The 17,123-nt window shown below is 58.1% G+C and carries 16 protein-coding genes; 8 read left to right on the forward strand and 8 right to left on the reverse strand.

All coding sequences use genetic code 11. The annotated features are described in order from the left end of the window. Nucleotides 1-31: 31 nt before the first annotated feature. Nucleotides 32-448 (forward strand): hypothetical protein, encoded by a 417-nt coding sequence (locus ACS1BR_RS01280; RefSeq protein WP_463559618.1) that lies wholly within the window; start codon nt 32-34, stop codon nt 446-448. A 72-nt stretch (nt 449-520) separates the two neighbouring features. Next, a complete protein-coding gene (locus ACS1BR_RS01285) occupies nt 521-1,477 on the forward strand; it encodes a bifunctional riboflavin kinase/FAD synthetase (RefSeq protein ID WP_463559619.1) in 957 nt (318 codons plus the stop codon). A 123-nt stretch (nt 1,478-1,600) separates the two neighbouring features. Here ACS1BR_RS01285 and ACS1BR_RS01290 read toward each other — a convergent pair whose 3' ends face one another. From ACS1BR_RS01290 to ACS1BR_RS01320, 7 genes are all read right to left on the reverse strand, one after another. Next, the gene (locus ACS1BR_RS01290) at nt 1,601-2,230 is read right to left on the reverse strand and encodes a hypothetical protein (RefSeq protein ID WP_463559620.1); all 630 of its coding nucleotides are present in this window, start codon (nt 2,228-2,230) and stop codon (nt 1,601-1,603) included. Then, nucleotides 2,227-2,382, reverse strand: coding sequence for a hypothetical protein (locus ACS1BR_RS01295; RefSeq protein WP_463559621.1), 156 nt, complete (start codon nt 2,380-2,382; stop codon nt 2,227-2,229). The genes ACS1BR_RS01290 and ACS1BR_RS01295 overlap by 4 nt, the downstream gene beginning before the upstream one ends. 98 nt (nt 2,383-2,480) lie before the next feature. Next, entirely contained in the window at nt 2,481-3,125 is a 645-nt protein-coding gene (locus ACS1BR_RS01300) for a hypothetical protein (protein WP_463559623.1), read from the reverse strand. 18 nt (nt 3,126-3,143) lie between these two features. Beyond that, nucleotides 3,144-5,552, reverse strand: a complete 2,409-nt coding sequence (locus ACS1BR_RS01305) for an alpha/beta hydrolase (RefSeq protein WP_463559624.1) — start codon at nt 5,550-5,552, stop codon at nt 3,144-3,146. A 300-nt stretch (nt 5,553-5,852) separates the two neighbouring features. Further along, entirely contained in the window at nt 5,853-6,686 is an 834-nt protein-coding gene (locus ACS1BR_RS01310; RefSeq protein WP_463559625.1) for an aldo/keto reductase, read from the reverse strand. Continuing rightward, nucleotides 6,686-7,453: a 5'-methylthioadenosine/S-adenosylhomocysteine nucleosidase gene (mtnN, locus tag ACS1BR_RS01315; protein WP_463559626.1), complete on the reverse strand. Its 768-nt coding sequence runs from the start codon at nt 7,451-7,453 to the stop codon at nt 6,686-6,688. Before mtnN ends, ACS1BR_RS01310 begins: the two co-directional genes overlap by 1 nt. Then, nucleotides 7,453-7,920, reverse strand: a complete 468-nt coding sequence (locus ACS1BR_RS01320; RefSeq protein ID WP_463559627.1) for an S-ribosylhomocysteine lyase — start codon at nt 7,918-7,920, stop codon at nt 7,453-7,455. Before ACS1BR_RS01320 ends, mtnN begins: the two co-directional genes overlap by 1 nt. A gap of 169 nt (nt 7,921-8,089) precedes the next feature. Between ACS1BR_RS01320 and ACS1BR_RS01325 the strand changes: the two genes are divergently transcribed. From ACS1BR_RS01325 to ACS1BR_RS01345, 5 genes are all read left to right on the forward strand, one after another. Then, nucleotides 8,090-8,395 (forward strand): hypothetical protein, encoded by a 306-nt coding sequence (locus tag ACS1BR_RS01325; RefSeq protein ID WP_463559629.1) that lies wholly within the window; start codon nt 8,090-8,092, stop codon nt 8,393-8,395. 123 nt (nt 8,396-8,518) lie between these two features. Next, nucleotides 8,519-9,949 carry an amino acid permease gene (locus ACS1BR_RS01330; RefSeq protein WP_463559630.1) on the forward strand — a complete coding sequence of 477 codons (1,431 nt, stop codon included), beginning with the start codon at nt 8,519-8,521 and terminating at the stop codon, nt 9,947-9,949. 185 nt (nt 9,950-10,134) lie between these two features. Continuing rightward, the gene (gene rpsO / locus ACS1BR_RS01335; RefSeq protein ID WP_463559632.1) at nt 10,135-10,404 is read left to right on the forward strand and encodes a 30S ribosomal protein S15; all 270 of its coding nucleotides are present in this window, start codon (nt 10,135-10,137) and stop codon (nt 10,402-10,404) included. Between the two features lie 211 nt (nt 10,405-10,615). Continuing rightward, nucleotides 10,616-12,859 (forward strand): polyribonucleotide nucleotidyltransferase, encoded by a 2,244-nt coding sequence (locus tag ACS1BR_RS01340; protein WP_463559633.1) that lies wholly within the window; start codon nt 10,616-10,618, stop codon nt 12,857-12,859. A gap of 132 nt (nt 12,860-12,991) precedes the next feature. Beyond that, nucleotides 12,992-14,320, forward strand: coding sequence for a M16 family metallopeptidase (locus ACS1BR_RS01345; protein WP_463559634.1), 1,329 nt, complete (start codon nt 12,992-12,994; stop codon nt 14,318-14,320). Between the two features lie 7 nt (nt 14,321-14,327). Here ACS1BR_RS01345 and ACS1BR_RS01350 read toward each other — a convergent pair whose 3' ends face one another. Continuing rightward, nucleotides 14,328-16,208, reverse strand: coding sequence for an acyltransferase family protein (locus tag ACS1BR_RS01350; RefSeq protein ID WP_463559635.1), 1,881 nt, complete (start codon nt 16,206-16,208; stop codon nt 14,328-14,330). A 145-nt stretch (nt 16,209-16,353) separates the two neighbouring features. Here ACS1BR_RS01350 and dapB point away from each other — a divergent pair, with 145 nt between their 5' ends. Then, entirely contained in the window at nt 16,354-17,121 is a 768-nt protein-coding gene (gene dapB, locus ACS1BR_RS01355; RefSeq protein ID WP_463559742.1) for a 4-hydroxy-tetrahydrodipicolinate reductase, read from the forward strand. Nucleotides 17,122-17,123 lie beyond the last annotated feature (2 nt).

Genomic DNA, 17,123 nt, shown 5'->3' on the forward strand with positions numbered 1-17,123 from the left:
TAGCCGAGTAAGAGAGACAGCGAGTAAGAGCATGAGCCAGACAGCCCCCGCTAAAAATAGCGGATTCGGTAGGATCCTTATTGTTGTGTACTGGATTTTTTCGCTCTCTGCCGGGGCACGGGCGGCCTATCAGATGATCCGTAAGTTCGATGAGGCACCGCTGTCGATTTCGCTTTCTGCCGTGAGCGCGGTGATCTATATTGTGGCCACCGTATTTTTGGCGAGAAAAGATGCGGTTTCATGGCGGATAGCCGTGTCTGCTCTGGTGGTTGAGCTGGTCGGTGTTCTTGGGGTGGGTATTTTCTCTACTGTTTATCCCGAGTATTTTCCGATTGCCTCGGTGTGGTCGCATTTTGGGCAGGGCTACGGCTATATTCCGCTGCTGCTTCCGGTGGTTGGCCTGTGGTGGCTCTTTCACACCCGTGCCGCGTCTCTGGGGCAGAAGTAGGAACAAAACGGCTTGCGTTTCTGTGTGCCGGGCCTGCTTTAGCCTAGTATGGGAGAGGCGCAAAGGAGAGAGATGGAACTGTACCGGAGACTCAGCGATGTTCCCGCTGATTTTGGCCCCTCGGTGGTGACCATTGGTAATTTTGACGGCGTGCACACCGGCCACGCGGCGGTGCTACGTACCGTGAGTCGTCTTGCCCGTGAGCAGGGGCTGGTTGCTGCGGCGGTTTCTTTTGACCCGCACCCGGTGAGTGTGCACCGCCCATCGGCTCCTTTGCAGGAGATTATGGGGCAGCGGGACCGCCAGAGGTTTCTAGAGCTGCTGGGTATTGAGGCATACCTGCTGATTCACTACACCCTGGATTTTGCGCGGCAGAGCCCCGAAGAATTTGTGAAAAACACCTTTGTTGACTGTCTGCACGCCCGGTATGTGGTGGTGGGTGATGACGTGCGGTTTGGTCGCGGAAATTCCGGGGATTTGCTGGTGATGCGGAAGCTGGGGGAGAAGTACGGCTTTGATGTGGTGGCGGTTGATGACCTGATGGCTGATGACCTGCACCGAACATCGTCTACCCGTATTAGGGAGCTGCTTGCAGGCGGTGACGTTGAGTCTGCGGCGGGGCTTTTGGGCCGGCCTCACCGGGTGAGCGGTGAGGTGGTGCACGGTGCCGCACGGGGCCGTACCCTGGGTTTTCCCACCGCCAACATGGGCCCGGAGTCCGACGGTTTTATTCCCGCGGACGGCGTGTATGCCGGCTGGCTGGTGGATGGGGCCGGGCAGCGTCACCCGGTGGCTATCTCGGTGGGCACTAACCCGACCTTTGAGGGGCTGACATGCCGGCAGGTGGAGGCACATGTGATTGACCGCCCCGAGGAGGCCGTGGAGGACTTTAACCTTTACGGTCAGCGGGTGGTCTTGGAGTTTACGCACAGGCTACGCGACATTGTTGCCTATGAGGGACCCGAGCTACTGATTGCGCAGATGAACCGGGACGTCGCCGAGGCTGGGCGATGCCTGGGTATCGTTTAAGGTTTTTCGCGGTATCGGCGGTTCTAGCAAGCTGGGGAGTCTCGTACCCTACACATATGCAATAAGACTTACCCAAAGACTCCAGAGGCAGCTTTTGTTGGGTGCACATGGTTTCTTTCTGGGCTAGCTGGCCGAAGGACGCGAGGGCGGGGTCTTAGACAGAACACAGGCTGATTCCACGTCTATGGTATCTCCGACTGATGAGATGAAATGAGAGACACGGGTGCCTAGCTCGGTGTAGTAGACATTTTCAGTACCGCCGTTTGTGAGGGTAATAGATTTAACATCGTGTCCTTGTTCTTCCCAGATTTTGTTCATGTGATCTAGCATCTGCCGGTACTGCTCATGAGTATAGTTTTGCGACTCATCAGAGATCCGTAGGCTGATCATGTATAGAGACTCCTTAGTTTTAGGATTACTATCACAGGCACTGTAGGGATAGTAGTCAGAGTCGGGTTGCACGTCTGCGATATCAAAGGTGCGACCGGTACCATGCGTATAGATGGTCGGGTCGTGACCGGTGTATTCCAGGGTGGTCTCTATCTCCTGCCGGGCTGAGGTCAGAAAATCCTCCCAGATCCGAGCCTGGGTAGCCTCATCAACCGGGAGATCTTCTACCGTGTCTACCCTCTCAACACACCCGGCCAGTAACAGCACAGGAACCACCAACAGCACCGCCAGGACCCTACGAGGGAGCCTGTTCTTGTTCTGTGTGGCCGTGACCGGTAGTGAAGATGTGGGTGTGGTTTTCATTGTTGGTTTCCTTGATCGGGGGTGGAGTCAATTGGTACCGGGCCATTACTGACCACATCGTCGAGGTTGATTCCTTGGGAATCAGCCATTTTCTTCATAAGCTGATCAAAAGACCCGGTAGCCCGAGCATTCTCAAGCATCTGCTCAGTCACCGTGATCTTAGTATAAAGACCACTCTGGGGATTCCTCTCATAATAATAAGCCCTCAAATACACACCCTCCCTCTGCGGGGACTAATAGCCTGTACTGTTTAACTGGCCGAAGGACGCGAGGGCGGGGTCTCAGGCAGAACACAAGTGGTTTCTATGCCTATGATTTCTCCTCCGGATGAGATGAAATGAGAGACGCGGGTGCCTAGCTCGGTGTAGTAGACATTTTCAGTACCACCGTTTGTGAGGGCAATAGATTTAACATCGTGCCCTTGTTCTTCCCAGATTTTGTTCATGTGATCTAGCATCTGTCGGTATTGCTCATGAGTGTAGCCTAGAGACTCATAAGAGATACTCAGGCTGAGTAGGTAGAGGGACTCCTTGGTTTTCGGATTATCACCACAGGCCCTGTAGGGGTAGTCATCAGAATCAGGTTGCACCTCTGCGATATCAAAGGTCTCCCCATTCCCATGGGTATAGATGGTTGGGTCGTGGCCGGTATAGGAGGTGGCGGCCTCCACCTCCTGTCTTACAGCAGCATAAAAGTCTTGTCTGATCTGTGCCTGTGTTGCTTCATCAACCGGCAGGTCTTCTACCGTGTCTACCCGTTCAATACACCCAGCCAGCAACAGAATAGGGACTACGAGCAAGATACTAAGAGCCTTCCGGGGGAACCTGTTCCTGGTTTTACTGGCCGGGAGTACCGGGGCTGGTAGGTGTGTAGGGGTATTTGGCCTAGCTGTCATGATGTGGGTCTCCTTGCACTAGTCTGAGGACTGGCTTGTGGAATCAACCGGTACCGGGCCATTACTGACCACATCGTCGAGGTTGATTCCTTGGGAATCAGCCATTTTCTTTATAAGGAGATCAAAAGACCCGGTAGCCCGAGCACTTTCAAGCATCTGCTCAGTCACCGTGATCTTAGTATAAAGACCACTCTGGGGATTCCTCTCATAATAATAAGCCCTCAAATACACACCCTCCCTCTGCGGGGCCATGCTCTTGAGGGCTGCTTCTTGGCCCTCTAACATAGTCGCCGCGTCTGGAGCCCAGTAGCCTTGTTGCTCACCGAAACCAGGATCAGTAAAAGAAGGATCACTACTGGTATCGACCGGGTGATGATCCACATCATGCCAATAATTACCCTGAGCATCAACCAGAGCAGTCTCCCCGAATTCTTGGACGAAATCGATATTATGAGGGTGTTTGCGGTAAGACCCGTACTGGCCAAACGGGGCCAACCAGTCCATGGAGGGGCGGCTACTATAGAGCTGCTGCTCACCCTGATCATTCTTTTCTAACCGCCAGTCCCCGGCATTAGCCGCTTCCACAGCCTCCTTCGTCAAACCAGCAGAACCATAAAACACAGCATTATCAGCCGCGGTCTGCATCGTCGAGAGAGCCTCAGCCGTAGTGGTCGTCCCGTAAGAATGAGCCTGCACCGACACATAGGGGTCGTTATAAGCATCGGTGACCCCGGCACCGTGCTCAGGAACCACGGTAGTAGCAGACTTAGTAACATTAACCCCGTCCACAAAAGCGGCTAACTGTTGTCCGCCTCGGATAGCGAGCTCGTTACTGAAAACGCTACGGGTATCGTCCGGGGAGGGAAGCCAGGATTCAGGAACAGCCAGTTTTGCTATATCCCTGGCCATATACTCTAAAGAAGTCGATGTCGTATCATCCTGAGTAGGCGTCTCATACCCTATATAAGCGATGGTAGCCGTAGTCTTACCGGTATCAAGTAGCTGCCTTTGCTGGTGGTTGTAGATGGTGGTGGCGTGCTTGGTCATGTCTTTCATGCTGGCGGTGACATTATTATTCATGCCCGGAATCGCTACCGTGACCGCATCAGCAGTATCCACGTCCCCGACCGCGGTCGCAGCCAGCACATTATTCTCATCCACCCCATCATCATCCCTACTATTAGAAATATCCAAGAGCACAATGGATACCGGGGCTTCTTTGCTGCCCATCTTGGCTGCTTCCTGGACCTTGCGGAGTGCTTCCAGGCTGGGCTCGTCCAGATTCGCCGGGTTCCGCTCCGATAACAATTTATCCACCAGAACCCGGTTAGCCTGATCCCGGACACTATAGGGCACCCCGTTCAAATTCCCCACCAAACCCGGAGCAGTCTGAACCAGGGTCTGGCGCTGGTCCTCAGAAAGCCCGGCCCACCACGCCTTGACCGTAGCCGCATCCCAAACCGTGTCCCCGGTACCGGCCAAAGGATAAAAAGCTAGATCACTATGAGCAATAAAAAACACACTCAACTCTTCAACAGAAAGCTCCTCCAAAGCCTTGAGATAAACCCGATAAGCCTCCGCAGACTTCCCCGCCCCAGCAGCTTTCACCGCCACAGCATCCAAAATCTGAGCATCAACCCCGGTCACTTCTTCCAGAATACGAGCCGCGGTCGCAGCAAACCGAGCATAAGAATTCGTCGTAGAAAACCTACCCAAAGTCGCAACCTGCTCAATATCAGTAATCCGATACTCACTCACCGCGATCTGTATCTTATGCCGATACTCACCCCGCACCTCATCCACGACCTGCTGAGCCCGACGAATAGTCGCCATCTCATCAGGATACTCAGCATCCAAATAAGACACTAAAGGACTCGATAAAATACCACCATCTTCCTCACCCACACGAGAAAGAGATATCCCTGTCTCATCAGCTACCAACGAGACCCGCGCACCAAACCCTGAATCCCACGTCGCTCGAGCAGCCCGCAAAGCCTGATCCGCCCGAGTCTGCATACTAATCAAATCAGCTTTCCAATTACCAACCGTCACCTCAGCCGTAGTCATCTTATCCACCAGATCCTGCAAATTAGCCCTAGCCTCCTGCCTGATCTGCTCAAGCTTGCTAATACGATCTGATCTCGTCTCACCCAAATCAATCTGAGCCAGATTATTATCCAAACCTTGAAAAGTTTTTGCTTGAGTACCCCAGTGAGCAATAATCGAATCCCACCCATAAGGATTACCCGGAGCCGGATCCCCACCAGAAAGAGGAAACCAATCAACCGGCCGAGACAGACCAGGACTCCCCACAGAAAACCCCGAAGCATAAGCAGACAAAGAATACTGAGAAGACATCATTAACCCTCCTGACCACCGGCCTGTAGAAACACAGAAACAGACATAAAAACCAACCCTTTCAAGCATCGGTAGTTTTTAACTTTGTTGCGGTATTTGCTTGTTAGGCTAGTCAGCTCTTACAGTGTTTGTCTAGTATCTTTACCGTGTTCGGCAGGGTCGTGGAGTAGCGGTTGACCTCAAGAGTTGTCCCCTTAAATGGCGGCACAACACCGGTGGTGGGCGGGCATATTCTCGGTAAAACACGCGCCAACACTGTAGGCCGTTCAGTGGGCAAAACATACCGTGGTAGGGCAAAAAATATTTCACCCTACCACGATTATTAAGTTTTATGAAGCTTGCCCTACGCACTCGGGACCGTGCTCTACCCTAGTACTCTTCGTGATCCCGCGGGTCAAGACCAAATCCAGACACACCGGTATCAAGACTGCTGATCCTGCCCATCTGCTCCTCGGTGAGCTCCCAGGTGAACACGTCAAGATTCTGCACCAGCCGGTCAAGATTCCTACTCTTCGGTATGGGGAGCAGCTGCTGCTGCACCTCCCAACGAAGCACCACCTGAGCCACAGACCTCCCCACCTCCTCAGCAATAGCCGCAAGCACGGGGTTCTCCAGCAGGTCGGTCTTCCGCCCCAGAGGCGCCCAGCACTCGGTGATGATAGCGCGGTCAGCGTTATAGCCCCGCAACCGCTCCCGCTGAAAATAGGGGTTGAGCTCCACCTGGTTAAGCACCGGGGTTTCACCGGTCTCAGCAATCAGCCGGTCAATATGCTCGGGCAAAAAATTAGAGACACCGATAGACTTCACCAACCCCTGCTCGCGGGCCGCAATAAGCCCGCGCCAGGCATCAACATAGGAGTCCTGGCCGGGGTTAGGCCAGTGAATCAGCACCACATCCAGATAATCAAGCCCCATGCGCGCCAGCGAACCCTTCACCGACTCCACCGCCGGCCCGTAACCGTGATCAGCACCCGGAACCTTGGTCACCACAGACAGCTGACCCCGATCCACACCGGACCGGCTCACCGCCCGACCCACCGTCTCCTCATTGTCATAGCGCACCGCCGTATCAATCAGCCGGTAACCGGCACGGATCGCCTCAGAAATCAGCGTCTCACCCTCCGCACCGGTCAACCCGTAGGTCCCCAAACCAAGAGGAGCAATACTGTTCCCATCACGCATAATATGGTTTTGCACCATCATTAACCCTTTCCCTCAACCTCAGAATCATAAGAGGCTACCGCCTCAACAACAGACAGCGCCAGCCGCGCCGAACGCGGCGCCACACTATCGGTAGAAAGATGAAAATCCTGCCCCGCCTGCGGCCCGCACAGGTCAGAAATACCGCGGGCCGCAATAAAAGCCACCCCCTGACTCGCACACACCTGGGCGATAGCGGTGGTCTCCATATCGGTGGACACCGCATCCGGGAACACCTGGCGGGTATCGGACACATTCGCCGCCGTCACAAAAGAACCCCCTGAGAGCATGGTCCCAAACAAAACCCGCTGACTACCACCGGACACCGCGGCTTTCACCCGCTCCACCAGGGAAACCGGGCTACGATACCTCTCCGGCATACCGGGCACCTGCCCGCGCGCATAGCCAAAAGCAGAAGCGTCAGCATCGGTGTAAAGGTAGTCAGTGCCTACGGCGATATCGCCCACCCGCACATCGGCCCGCAAACCACCGGCGGTACCCGCAGAAACCACAACACCGGCACCCGGTGCCACCAAAAGCGCGGCCGTGGCCGCCGCAGCAGCGTTAACCAACCCGATACGCGAGCGCACCAACAAAAAAGGCACCTCACCCGTATCACCGGTGACGGTGCGGGGGTAGAACTCGGCCTCTCCGTGCGAAAACGATTCGCCGGCCTCCTCACTGAGATCGAAAAAAGGAGCGGCTTCCTCATCCATCGCCACCTGGATGACCGCCGCCGCATGAAAATGTGCGGGCGAGATGAGCACCACTAGGCCATCACCTGCTCCCAGTCGTCGCGGCGGGCCAGAAAATCTTGCACCGCTGCCTGTGCCTGCTCAAGAGAATGGTTGGCACCCCAGCCGCACTGTACCTCGTTGGCGGCGGGGACCTCGGTCGCGTCCAGGATATCCTGCAGGGTCACGGCAAGCAGGGGCAGAAACTCCTGTGGCTCAACCCCCAGGGTCAGCGCATAAAAACCGGTCTGGCAGCCCATCGGGGAAAAATCGATGAGGGAATCGGTGTGGTTACGCATATAGTGGGCGCTCATATGCTCGATAGAATGAATGGCCTTCATCTCGAGGTGTTCGGTGTTGGGTTGGCAGAAACGAATATCGTATTTGATGAGGGTCTGGCCCCCGGGAAGCTCTTGGCGGCCGGCTACCCGCACGTAGGGTGCAGAAACCGCCCGGTGGTCAAGGTCGAAAGATTCAACATTGGTTTTTTGGGTCTCGGTCATGCCTCCATTCTTTCCCACCCGCACCCGGCGTATCAAACACCGCACCGGTGCCCGGCCAAAAGGTTCAACTTTTAACCGGTGTTGGGGTTAGGCTGTTGAGGGATAGAGAATTATTTGCGCATACGGTATGCGAAAACATGAATGTTAAAAATCTGCAAGGAGATAAATAATGAACGTTCTGGTACCCACCGCGGCAGCATCAGCCGGTCTCATCGGCGGATACTCCCTGGCCCGCCGCACCGGAATACGCGCGGTAGGCGGCATAGGTCTAGCAGCCGGCGGTGCGGTAGCTTTTGCCGGCTGGAAGAAAAACAGGGGAGTGGGTACCGCGCTTGCCCTCACCGGAGTCTACCTGGGAAGCTTTGGCTACTCGCACGCTCTAGCCAAAAAGATAGGTGCCTGGCCCTCGGTTTATACGGTAACCGGTGCTACCGCGGCGGCCTCCCTGCTATTCGGGCGGGCAAAGAAAAACTAGGGTGAGCACTGCCGGTAGTCTCGGCAGAATCGGCACGCGAGGCACGGTGGGTGTATAACTATGTAGAACGGCAGCACGTATCTGTTGCCGCACACCGCATACAAGCAATTGAGGTACCCGTACATGAGCAACCCAGCCAGTGAGCGTCCAACCGCCCCTCCACCCGCAGCATCCGCCCAGCTCACGCGGGGGCTCTCACTGCGCCATATCCTCTTTATTGCCCTGGGATCAGCCATAGGTACCGGCCTCTTCTACGGCTCTGCCTCGGCGATCAGCCTGGCCGGGCCCGCGGTCCTGCTTGCCTACCTCATCGGCGGAGCGGCAGTCTTTATGGTTATGCGCGCTATGGGCGAAATGGCACTGGCACACCCGGTATCCGGGGCCTTCTCAGAATACGCGACCCGCTACCTGGGGCGCTGGGCAGGATTTGTTACGGGGTGGTCCTACGCCTTTGAAATGGCCCTGGTAGCAATAGCCGATGTCACCGCCTTCTCCGTCTACATGCAGTTCTGGTTCCCGCAGTCACCGGCCTGGGTGTGGGTCGGGGTGGTCATGCTGGTGATCATGGGCATTAACCTGGTACAGGTCAAAGCCTTTGGCGAAAGCGAATTCTGGTTCACCACAATCAAAGTAACCGCCATCATCGCCATGATCGGCGGCGGAATCATCCTGCTTCTCTTCGGCATGAGCTCTGATACGGGCCAGCCCTCAACAATCGCCAACCTCTGGAACCACGGCGGTTTCTTCGCCACCGGTCTCGGAGGCTTTATCGCCTGCTTTACCGTGGTGATGTTTGCCTTCGGCGGTATTGAAACTATCGGAATTGCCGCCGGTGAAGCCGAAAACCCCGCCACCTCTATTCCCAAAGCGGTCAACACCACCCCGGTGCGTATCCTGCTTTTCTACGTGCTCACCCTCACCGTCATCATGTCACTGACCCCCTGGAACAGTATCGACGGCAGCACCTCACCCTTCGTACAAATTTTTAGCAGCCTGGGTATCCCGTTCGCCGCGCACATCCTCAACTTTGTGATCATCACCGCCGCGGTGTCGGCAATCAACGCGGATGTCTACGGTGCCGGGCGAATGCTCTACGGCCTGGCCACCCGCCGCATGGCACCGGAATCCTTCACCAAAACCGACCGCCGCGGCACCCCCTACATGACGGTGGCCTGCATGGGGCTGGTGCTCATCGTGGGTGTGATCATCAATGTCCTGTTTGAAGATGTTTTCCTGGTGGTGGCTGCGCTGGCAACCTTTGCCACCGTCTTGGTCTGGATCATGATCCTGGTCTCCCACATCGCCTTCAAACGTCAGCTGGCGCGCACCGGGGAAACGAGCAGCTTCCCCAGCCCCGGCTGGCCCTGGGCCTCCTACCTGGCTCTGACCTTCATGCTGGCCATCGTGGTACAGTTCGCCTTCTTCGAAAAAACCCAGCTTGCCCTGATTGTGGGTGCGGCCTGGTGTCTTCTGCTCTATGTGCTGTACCGGGTGTTTGTGGGCCGGCAAAGTACCGACCACCGGCCAGCGGCCCCCGAGAATAAAAAACTATAAATTTCTAGAAAATTTGAGAGACCCTCACACTTTTCTCTCACCCTCCCATCGGGTAGTGTTAGATCTGCATGTGACTGCAGTCCGTGGTTGTCACCTGCGGAGTCCCACCCGGCGGGTGCGACTCACACCCCGGTAGCAAAAATACTACTCGGGCCGTACACGGCACTAACTCTAGGAGTTATTTAGTGGCACTCGATCCCGCAGTTAAGCAGGAAATCATTAAAGAATACGCAACCCACGAGGGCGACACCGGGTCACCCGAGGTGCAGATTGCGGTTCTGTCCCGTCGGATCTCAGATCTGACCGAACACCTGAAGTTCCACACCCACGATCACCACTCCCGTCGTGGTCTCATGATCCTTGTGGGCCGCCGCCGCAACATGCTCGGCTACCTCAAGCGGATTGATATCGAGCGTTACCGCTCACTTATTGAGCGTCTAGGTATTCGCCGGTAAACAATGAGCCGGTAGGGCGGCGTCACCGATACCCGGTAGCGGACGGTGTCTGCCGCCCTCACGCTCGATCCCCTCCACCTTTGGACACGACCATACCCCCTGCGGTCCTCGGTTGCGGTTTACGGAACATCTCGATAAGGTCCGTGAATTCCAATCGAAGATCGGTTCTAGGGGCCCGTGTCCACCCGGACTAAGAGAAAGTAGAGGCACCTTGGAAGGTCCCGAAATTCAGTTTGCAGAAGCAATCATTGACAATGGAAAATTTGGGCAGCGAACGGTTCGTTTTGAAACCGGTCGGCTAGCCAAGCAGGCAGCCGGTTCCGCCCTGGTCACCATCGACGAGGAAACCACCCTGCTCTCGGCCACCGCCATCGGCAAGAGCCCCCGCGATGGTTTCGACTTCTTCCCGCTCACCGTCGACGTTGAAGAGCGCATGTACGCCGCCGGGAAAATCCCCGGATCATTTTTCCGCCGCGAAGGCCGCCCCTCAACCGAGGCGATTCTGGCCGCCCGCCTGATTGACCGGCCCCTGCGCCCGGCTTTCACCAAGGGTATCCGCAACGAAGTGCAGGTGGTGGTGTCGGTGCTCACGATGGAGCCCGACGAAATCTACAACACCGTGGCTATCAACGCCGCCTCCTGCTCCACCACCCTCTCGGGTGCCCCCTTTTCGGGCCCTATCGGCGGTGTCCGGGTAGCGCTGATCGACGGTCAGTGGGTGGGCTTCCCCAAGTATTCGCAGCTTGAAGATGCCACCTTTGACATGGCGGTGGCCGGCCGTATCGTGACCAAGGCCGACGGCAGTGAAGACGTGGCGATCATGATGGTTGAGGCTGAGGCCACCGACCATTCGTGGAAGCTCATCAAAGATCACGGTGCTACCGCCCCCACCGAGGAAATTGTTGCCGAGGGGCTGGAGGCTGCCAAGCCCTTTATCCGGGCCCTGTGCCAGGCCCAGCTCGCCCTGAAAGAAAAAGCGGGGAAGCCGGCCATGGAGCTGCCCACCTTTGGGTCTCACGGTGACGACGTCGATACCGCGGTGCGCGAGATTGCCCAGCAGAAGATTGTTGAGGTCTACTCGATCGCCGCCAAGCAGGAGAGAGAAGATGCATCGGCCGCCCTGCAACAGCAGCTGGTGGAGGAACTGGCCGGTGAGGGTAAAGAGTTCGAGGGCCGCGACGACGAAATCAACGCGGCTTTCAACGCCCTGACCAAGCAGACCGTGCGCCAGCGGATCCTCACCGACCAGGTGCGTATCGACGGTCGCGGGCTGACCGATATCCGCCAGCTGACGGCGGAGGTCGAGGTGCTGCCGCGCGTGCACGGGTCGGCTATCTTTGAGCGGGGCGAAACCCAGATTATGGGTGTCACCACCCTGAATATGCTCAAGATGGAGCAGCAGCTTGACTCTCTCTACCCGGTGAAGTCAAAGCGTTACATCCACCATTACAACTTCCCGCCCTACTCCACCGGTGAGACCGGCCGCGTGGGATCGCCCAAGCGTCGAGAGATCGGACACGGTGCCCTGGCCGAGCGTGCGCTCACCCCGGTGCTCCCTTCTCGCGAGGAATTCCCCTATGCCATTCGCCAGGTTTCTGAGGCGCTGGGGTCAAACGGATCAACCTCCATGGGTTCGGTCTGCGCCTCGACCCTGTCCCTGCTGAACGCCGGTGTGCCCCTGCGGGCCCCGGTCGCCGGTATCGCCATGGGTCTGGTGTCTGACGAGGTGGACGGTGAAACCCGCTACGCTGCGCTGACCGATATTCTCGGTGCAGAGGACGCCCTCGGGGACATGGATTTCAAGGTGGCCGGTACCTCTGAGTTTGTGACGGCTATCCAGCTTGACACCAAGCTTGACGGTATTCCCGCCTCCGTGCTCGCGGGTGCCCTCAGCCAGGCGCGCGAGGCCCGCCTGCACATTCTTGAGGTGCTCAACGCCGCTATTGATGCCCCTGACGAGATGAGTGACTACGCGCCGCGGGTGATCTCTGTTTCTGTCCCTGTCTCCAAGATCGGTGAGGTGATCGGGCCCAAGGGCAAGATGATCAACCAGATCCAGGAGGACACCGGTACCGATATTTCGATTGAGGATGACGGCACCGTCTATATCGGGGCAACCGATGGGCCCTCCGCTGAGGCGGCACGGGCCGCTATCAACGCGATTGCCAACCCGCAGGTGCCCGAGCTGGGCGAACGCTACCTTGGCACCGTGGTGAAAACCACCACCTTTGGTGCGTTTATCTCGCTGACCCCCGGCAAGGATGGTCTTCTGCATATTTCTGAGCTGCGCAAGCTCAACGATGGCCGCCGTGTCAACGATGTTGACGACGTGGTTTCTGTGGGCCAGAAGGTTCAGGTTGAGATTGTCAAGATTGACGACCGCGGTAAGCTCTCGCTAGCCCCGGTCTTTGCTGAGGGTGTGGCCGAAGAGTTCGAGACCGACATCGAGGCTTAGCCCTGGGTTTTGCTGTGGCCCCGCAACCGTACGGTTGCGGGGCCACAGCTTTGAGGGGGTAGACTGAGGGACGCTAGATTTTCTGCCCGCTAACCACCGTATTGTTATCTTGATTGTTGTCTTGAGGAATTTATGCCGACTATATTGCCTACCGACCCCGACCTCACCGCCGAAGAAGCTGACTATCTGAAGGGTCGGGTTATTGATGAGGGGGAGGGCGGTAACGAGGTGCGCCGTTCGATTCTTCCCGGCGGAGTGAGGGTGATTACCGAGCGTATGCCCTCATCGCGCAGTGTCTCGATTGGTTTTTGGGTGGGGGTCGGTTCACGGGATGAGCAGCCGGGTATGCTCGGCTCCACCCATTTTCTTGAACACCTGCTCTTTAAAGGCACCGGTAGCCGGACTGCCCTCGATATTGCCCGGGCCTTTGACGAGGTGGGCGGGGAATCCAATGCGCTGACTGCCAAAGAGCACACCTGCTACTATGCCCGGGTACTTGGCGATGACCTTGCCATGGCGGTTGATGTGCTGGCCGATATGGTGGCAGACGCGGAGATTGACGCCGACCTGCTGGAGCAGGAGCGCGGGGTAATCCTTGAAGAGCTCGCTATGGACCAGGATGACCCCACCGACGTCGTCTTCGAAAATTTTGTGGAACAGCTCATGGGGCGGCACCCGCTGGGGAGACCGATCGGGGGCAGCCCCGAGGAGATTCGCTCGGTGCCGCGCGAAAAAGTGTGGGAACACTACCGCCGGTTCTACACCCCCGACCGTCTGGTTATTTCGGCGGCGGGCGGACTGCACCACGGGGAGGTGGTGAACCTGGTGCTGGATTCGCTGTCCCGCCGCTGGGACCTTGCCGAGGGAGCGCCCCCTCGGGCCAGGCGGGTGCGTGGACGGCAAGAGATTTTTCCCGAAACCAAACAGCGGCGGGTGCACAAGGGTTTTGAGCAGACCAATATTGTGATGGGATGCCCCGGTATTATTGCCGGCGACGACCGCCGGTTCGCCCTCAGCGTGCTCACCTCGGCCCTGGGCGGGGGCATGTCGTCACGACTTTTCCAGGAGATCCGCGAAAAACGCGGACTGGCCTACTCGACGTTCGCCTTCTCCGGGGCATACTCAGATACGGGCTATTTTGGCCTCTACGCCGGGTGCCTGCCGGAAAAAGTTGAGCAGGTACGCCAGCTCATGGGCCTGGAATTTGAAAAAGTAGCGCAGCGTGGGCTGGAACCGGACGAGCTGACCAAGGTGGTGGGGCAGCTGGGTGGGGCAACGATTATGGGAGCCGAAGACGCCGGTTCCCGTATGAGCAGGCTGGGCCGGGCGGAGCTGGAGTCGGGCCGCTACACCAGCCTGGACGAACTGCTGGAGAGCATCCGGTCGGTTACCCTCGACCAGGTGCACTCGCTGGCAGCCTGGCTAGCAGAGCAGGAGATGGTAACCACAACGGTGAGTTAGCGGGCTGCTACCGGTTGTTGACGGCTTCTACAGCCTCCGCTACGGTGCGAGCGTATACCCGCTGGCCCTCCCCGGTGGGGTGTACCCCGTCGGAGACCAGGTAGTCGCTGTGCCCGGCGGCGGCCGAGGCCCAGTCGGCGACCACCACGGTATCGGGGTGTTTTTCTGCCGCTTCCCTGATCAGACTGTTTGACTGTTCCACCCAGGTGAGATGAGCGGGGGCGACACCGGTGACAAAGACGATGGTGCGTTCGCCGCCGGGGGAGAGGTGGGTGACGGTTTCGTCGATCAGCTGGGCGCTCATCGTGGAGTTGGTGGCCAGCGAGATCACCACGGTGGTCCCCAGTTTTCCTTCTGCGGCTTTTTGCGTGAGCTCCGGCAGTACCTGGGAGAGAGTGCGGGATACCTCGGCGTCGATATCGGCCTGCGGGAGCAGTTCCCGCAGTGATTCTGTGGCGGCAACCGTCACGGAATCCCCGATAATTGCCACGGGGGTGAGGCCGGCGGCCTCGACGGGGTCCCGGTCTTGCTGCGCGTCGGCGTGGGGACGTGTTCCGGGGCTGTCAGATCCCGCGGCAACCACCGCCTCCGCCTCGGTCATCGCGGGCGCGGTCGCTACCGCCACCCCGGTGGATCCCAGACCCAGTATGAGCGCTATGGCTCCGATCGTCGGAAGGGTCGCAGCCCCGCGCACTGCGGCGTACCAGGCGGCTAGCGCGCCGCCAAAGCCCAGCGTGCGCACCGGTTCCTCCACGTACATGAAGGAGAGACCGGCGATGACCAGGGTGGTCACGAGCACCAGCAGCATGACACCGTGCCCGGGGCTGGCGCCAAAGATATAGTGGGCAAGCACGTAGAGCGGCCAGTGCCACAGGTAGATCCCGTAGGATCTTTTGCCGATCCAGACCAGAGGGGGAAGCGAGAGAAGACCGCGCAGAAGGCGGGTGCCCGGTGTGTCAACATCGGCAAAAAGCGCCTGAATGACACCGGCGGAGAATATCGAAGCTACCAGTAGACCCCAGGGCATCAGCAGGGGGGAACGGTGACCGAGTTCAAAGCACAGGACGATGATACCGGCCAGGGAAAACCAGCCCAGCAGGGTGCGGGCGAAGCCTGCTGCGCCTTCACCGTATCCCACCACCGGATAGAGACGACGATCGGCCGGCGGGTACATGCTCCAGGGAATGAGCAGGGCTAGAAACACGCCAATCATGAGCCCGAACAGGTGGGTGTCCGTGCCGTAGTAAACCCGGCTGGGGCTGGCACCGGTGAGTGTCAGTACCGTGGCGACCAGAAGTGATAGCAGTCCCAGTATGACCGGTACGGCAGCCCGGCGGGACCACCGGCTCACGGACATGAAGAGTAAAACTAGAAGGACCGGCCAGAAAATATAGAACTGTTCCTCGACCGCCAGAGACCAAAAATTGGTGAGAAGCTCGGGGGAGGTTTGCGCAAAATAGTCGTTGTTGGAGCCGATATAGAGCCAGTTGGAGGAGAAGGTGAAGGCCCCCAGCACCTGCCGGCCCAACCCCACCTGAATATCGCCGCGCACCAGCAGGGCCATGCTACCCACTGCGGCTACCAGTACCAGGATGGCGGGGAAGAGACGGCGGGCACGGCGCACCCAGAAGGAAACGATGTTCATTCGGCCGGTATAGGCGGCTTCGCGAAGAAGCAGGGCGGTGATGAGGTAACCGGAGATTACGAAGAAGACATCGACGCCGACCATGCCGCCGGGAAGTGTGCCGGGCCAGAGGTGATAGACCAGCACAGCGAGTACCGCAACCGCGCGCAACCCGTCGAGGCCGGGCAGAATATAGTGCCTTGTTCCTTCTGCCGGATCCACGGTGGAGTAGAAAACATGGTCGTCTTTCACATCAAACCTCATGGTGCGCTATATGGGCGTGGTTCCTACCCAGAAAACCCTAGTCGGAAGGTAGATAACGGCAACTTTATAAGTTTAGAACGGATTTGCCGGGGGACAAAGTTTGGGGGTGCGTTATAGAGTTGATCGTGAAAAAGAACTCGAGGTGATACGAGGAGAAACTGTGGGCAGGGTCTGGAAGGTAGCGGTAGCGGGTGCGCGGGGCCGGATGGGCGCCCGTGCGGTGAGTGCTGTGGCTGCCGCAGCTGATATGGAGCTGGTGGCAAGCCTTGGTCGCGATAGCGAACGCGAGCTTCTTCTCTCCAGCGGGGCTGAGGTGCTGGTTGATCTCACCGTGCCTGCCGCCACCGAAGCCACTGTGCGGTTTGCTGTGGAGCACGGTATTCACGCGGTGGTGGGAACCACCGGCTGGGATGAGGAGAAACGCGCGAACCTTGCCGAGCTGTTACGGGTCCACCCCCGTGTGGGTGTTCTGATCGCACCGAATTTTGCTATCGGTGCTGTTTTAGCCGCGGATTTTGCCGCACAGGCTGCCCCCTATTTTGAGTCGGTTGAGGTGATCGAGATGCACCACCCCGGCAAGGTCGATGCTCCCAGCGGCACCGCCGTCCATACCGCAGAGAAGATTGCGGCCGCGCGCAGAGAAGCCGGGACCCCGGTGCCCCCCGATGCCACGGAGACAGACCGGGGCGGTTCCCGCGGCGCACGTATTGACGGTGTGCCGGTGCATGCGGTGAGGCTGAGGGGGCTCACCGCCAGCCAGGAAGTTCTGCTGGGCGATGCCGGTCAGCAGCTGGTTATCCGCCATGATTCTTTTGACAGGTCCTCATTCATGCCCGGTGTTTTGCTGGGAATCAGGAAGGTGGCCGCTCATCCGGGTCTCACCTACGGGCTCAACCGCTACCTGGGGATCTAGCC

The organism is Rothia sp. 18CD1-1 (assembly GCF_055285355.1).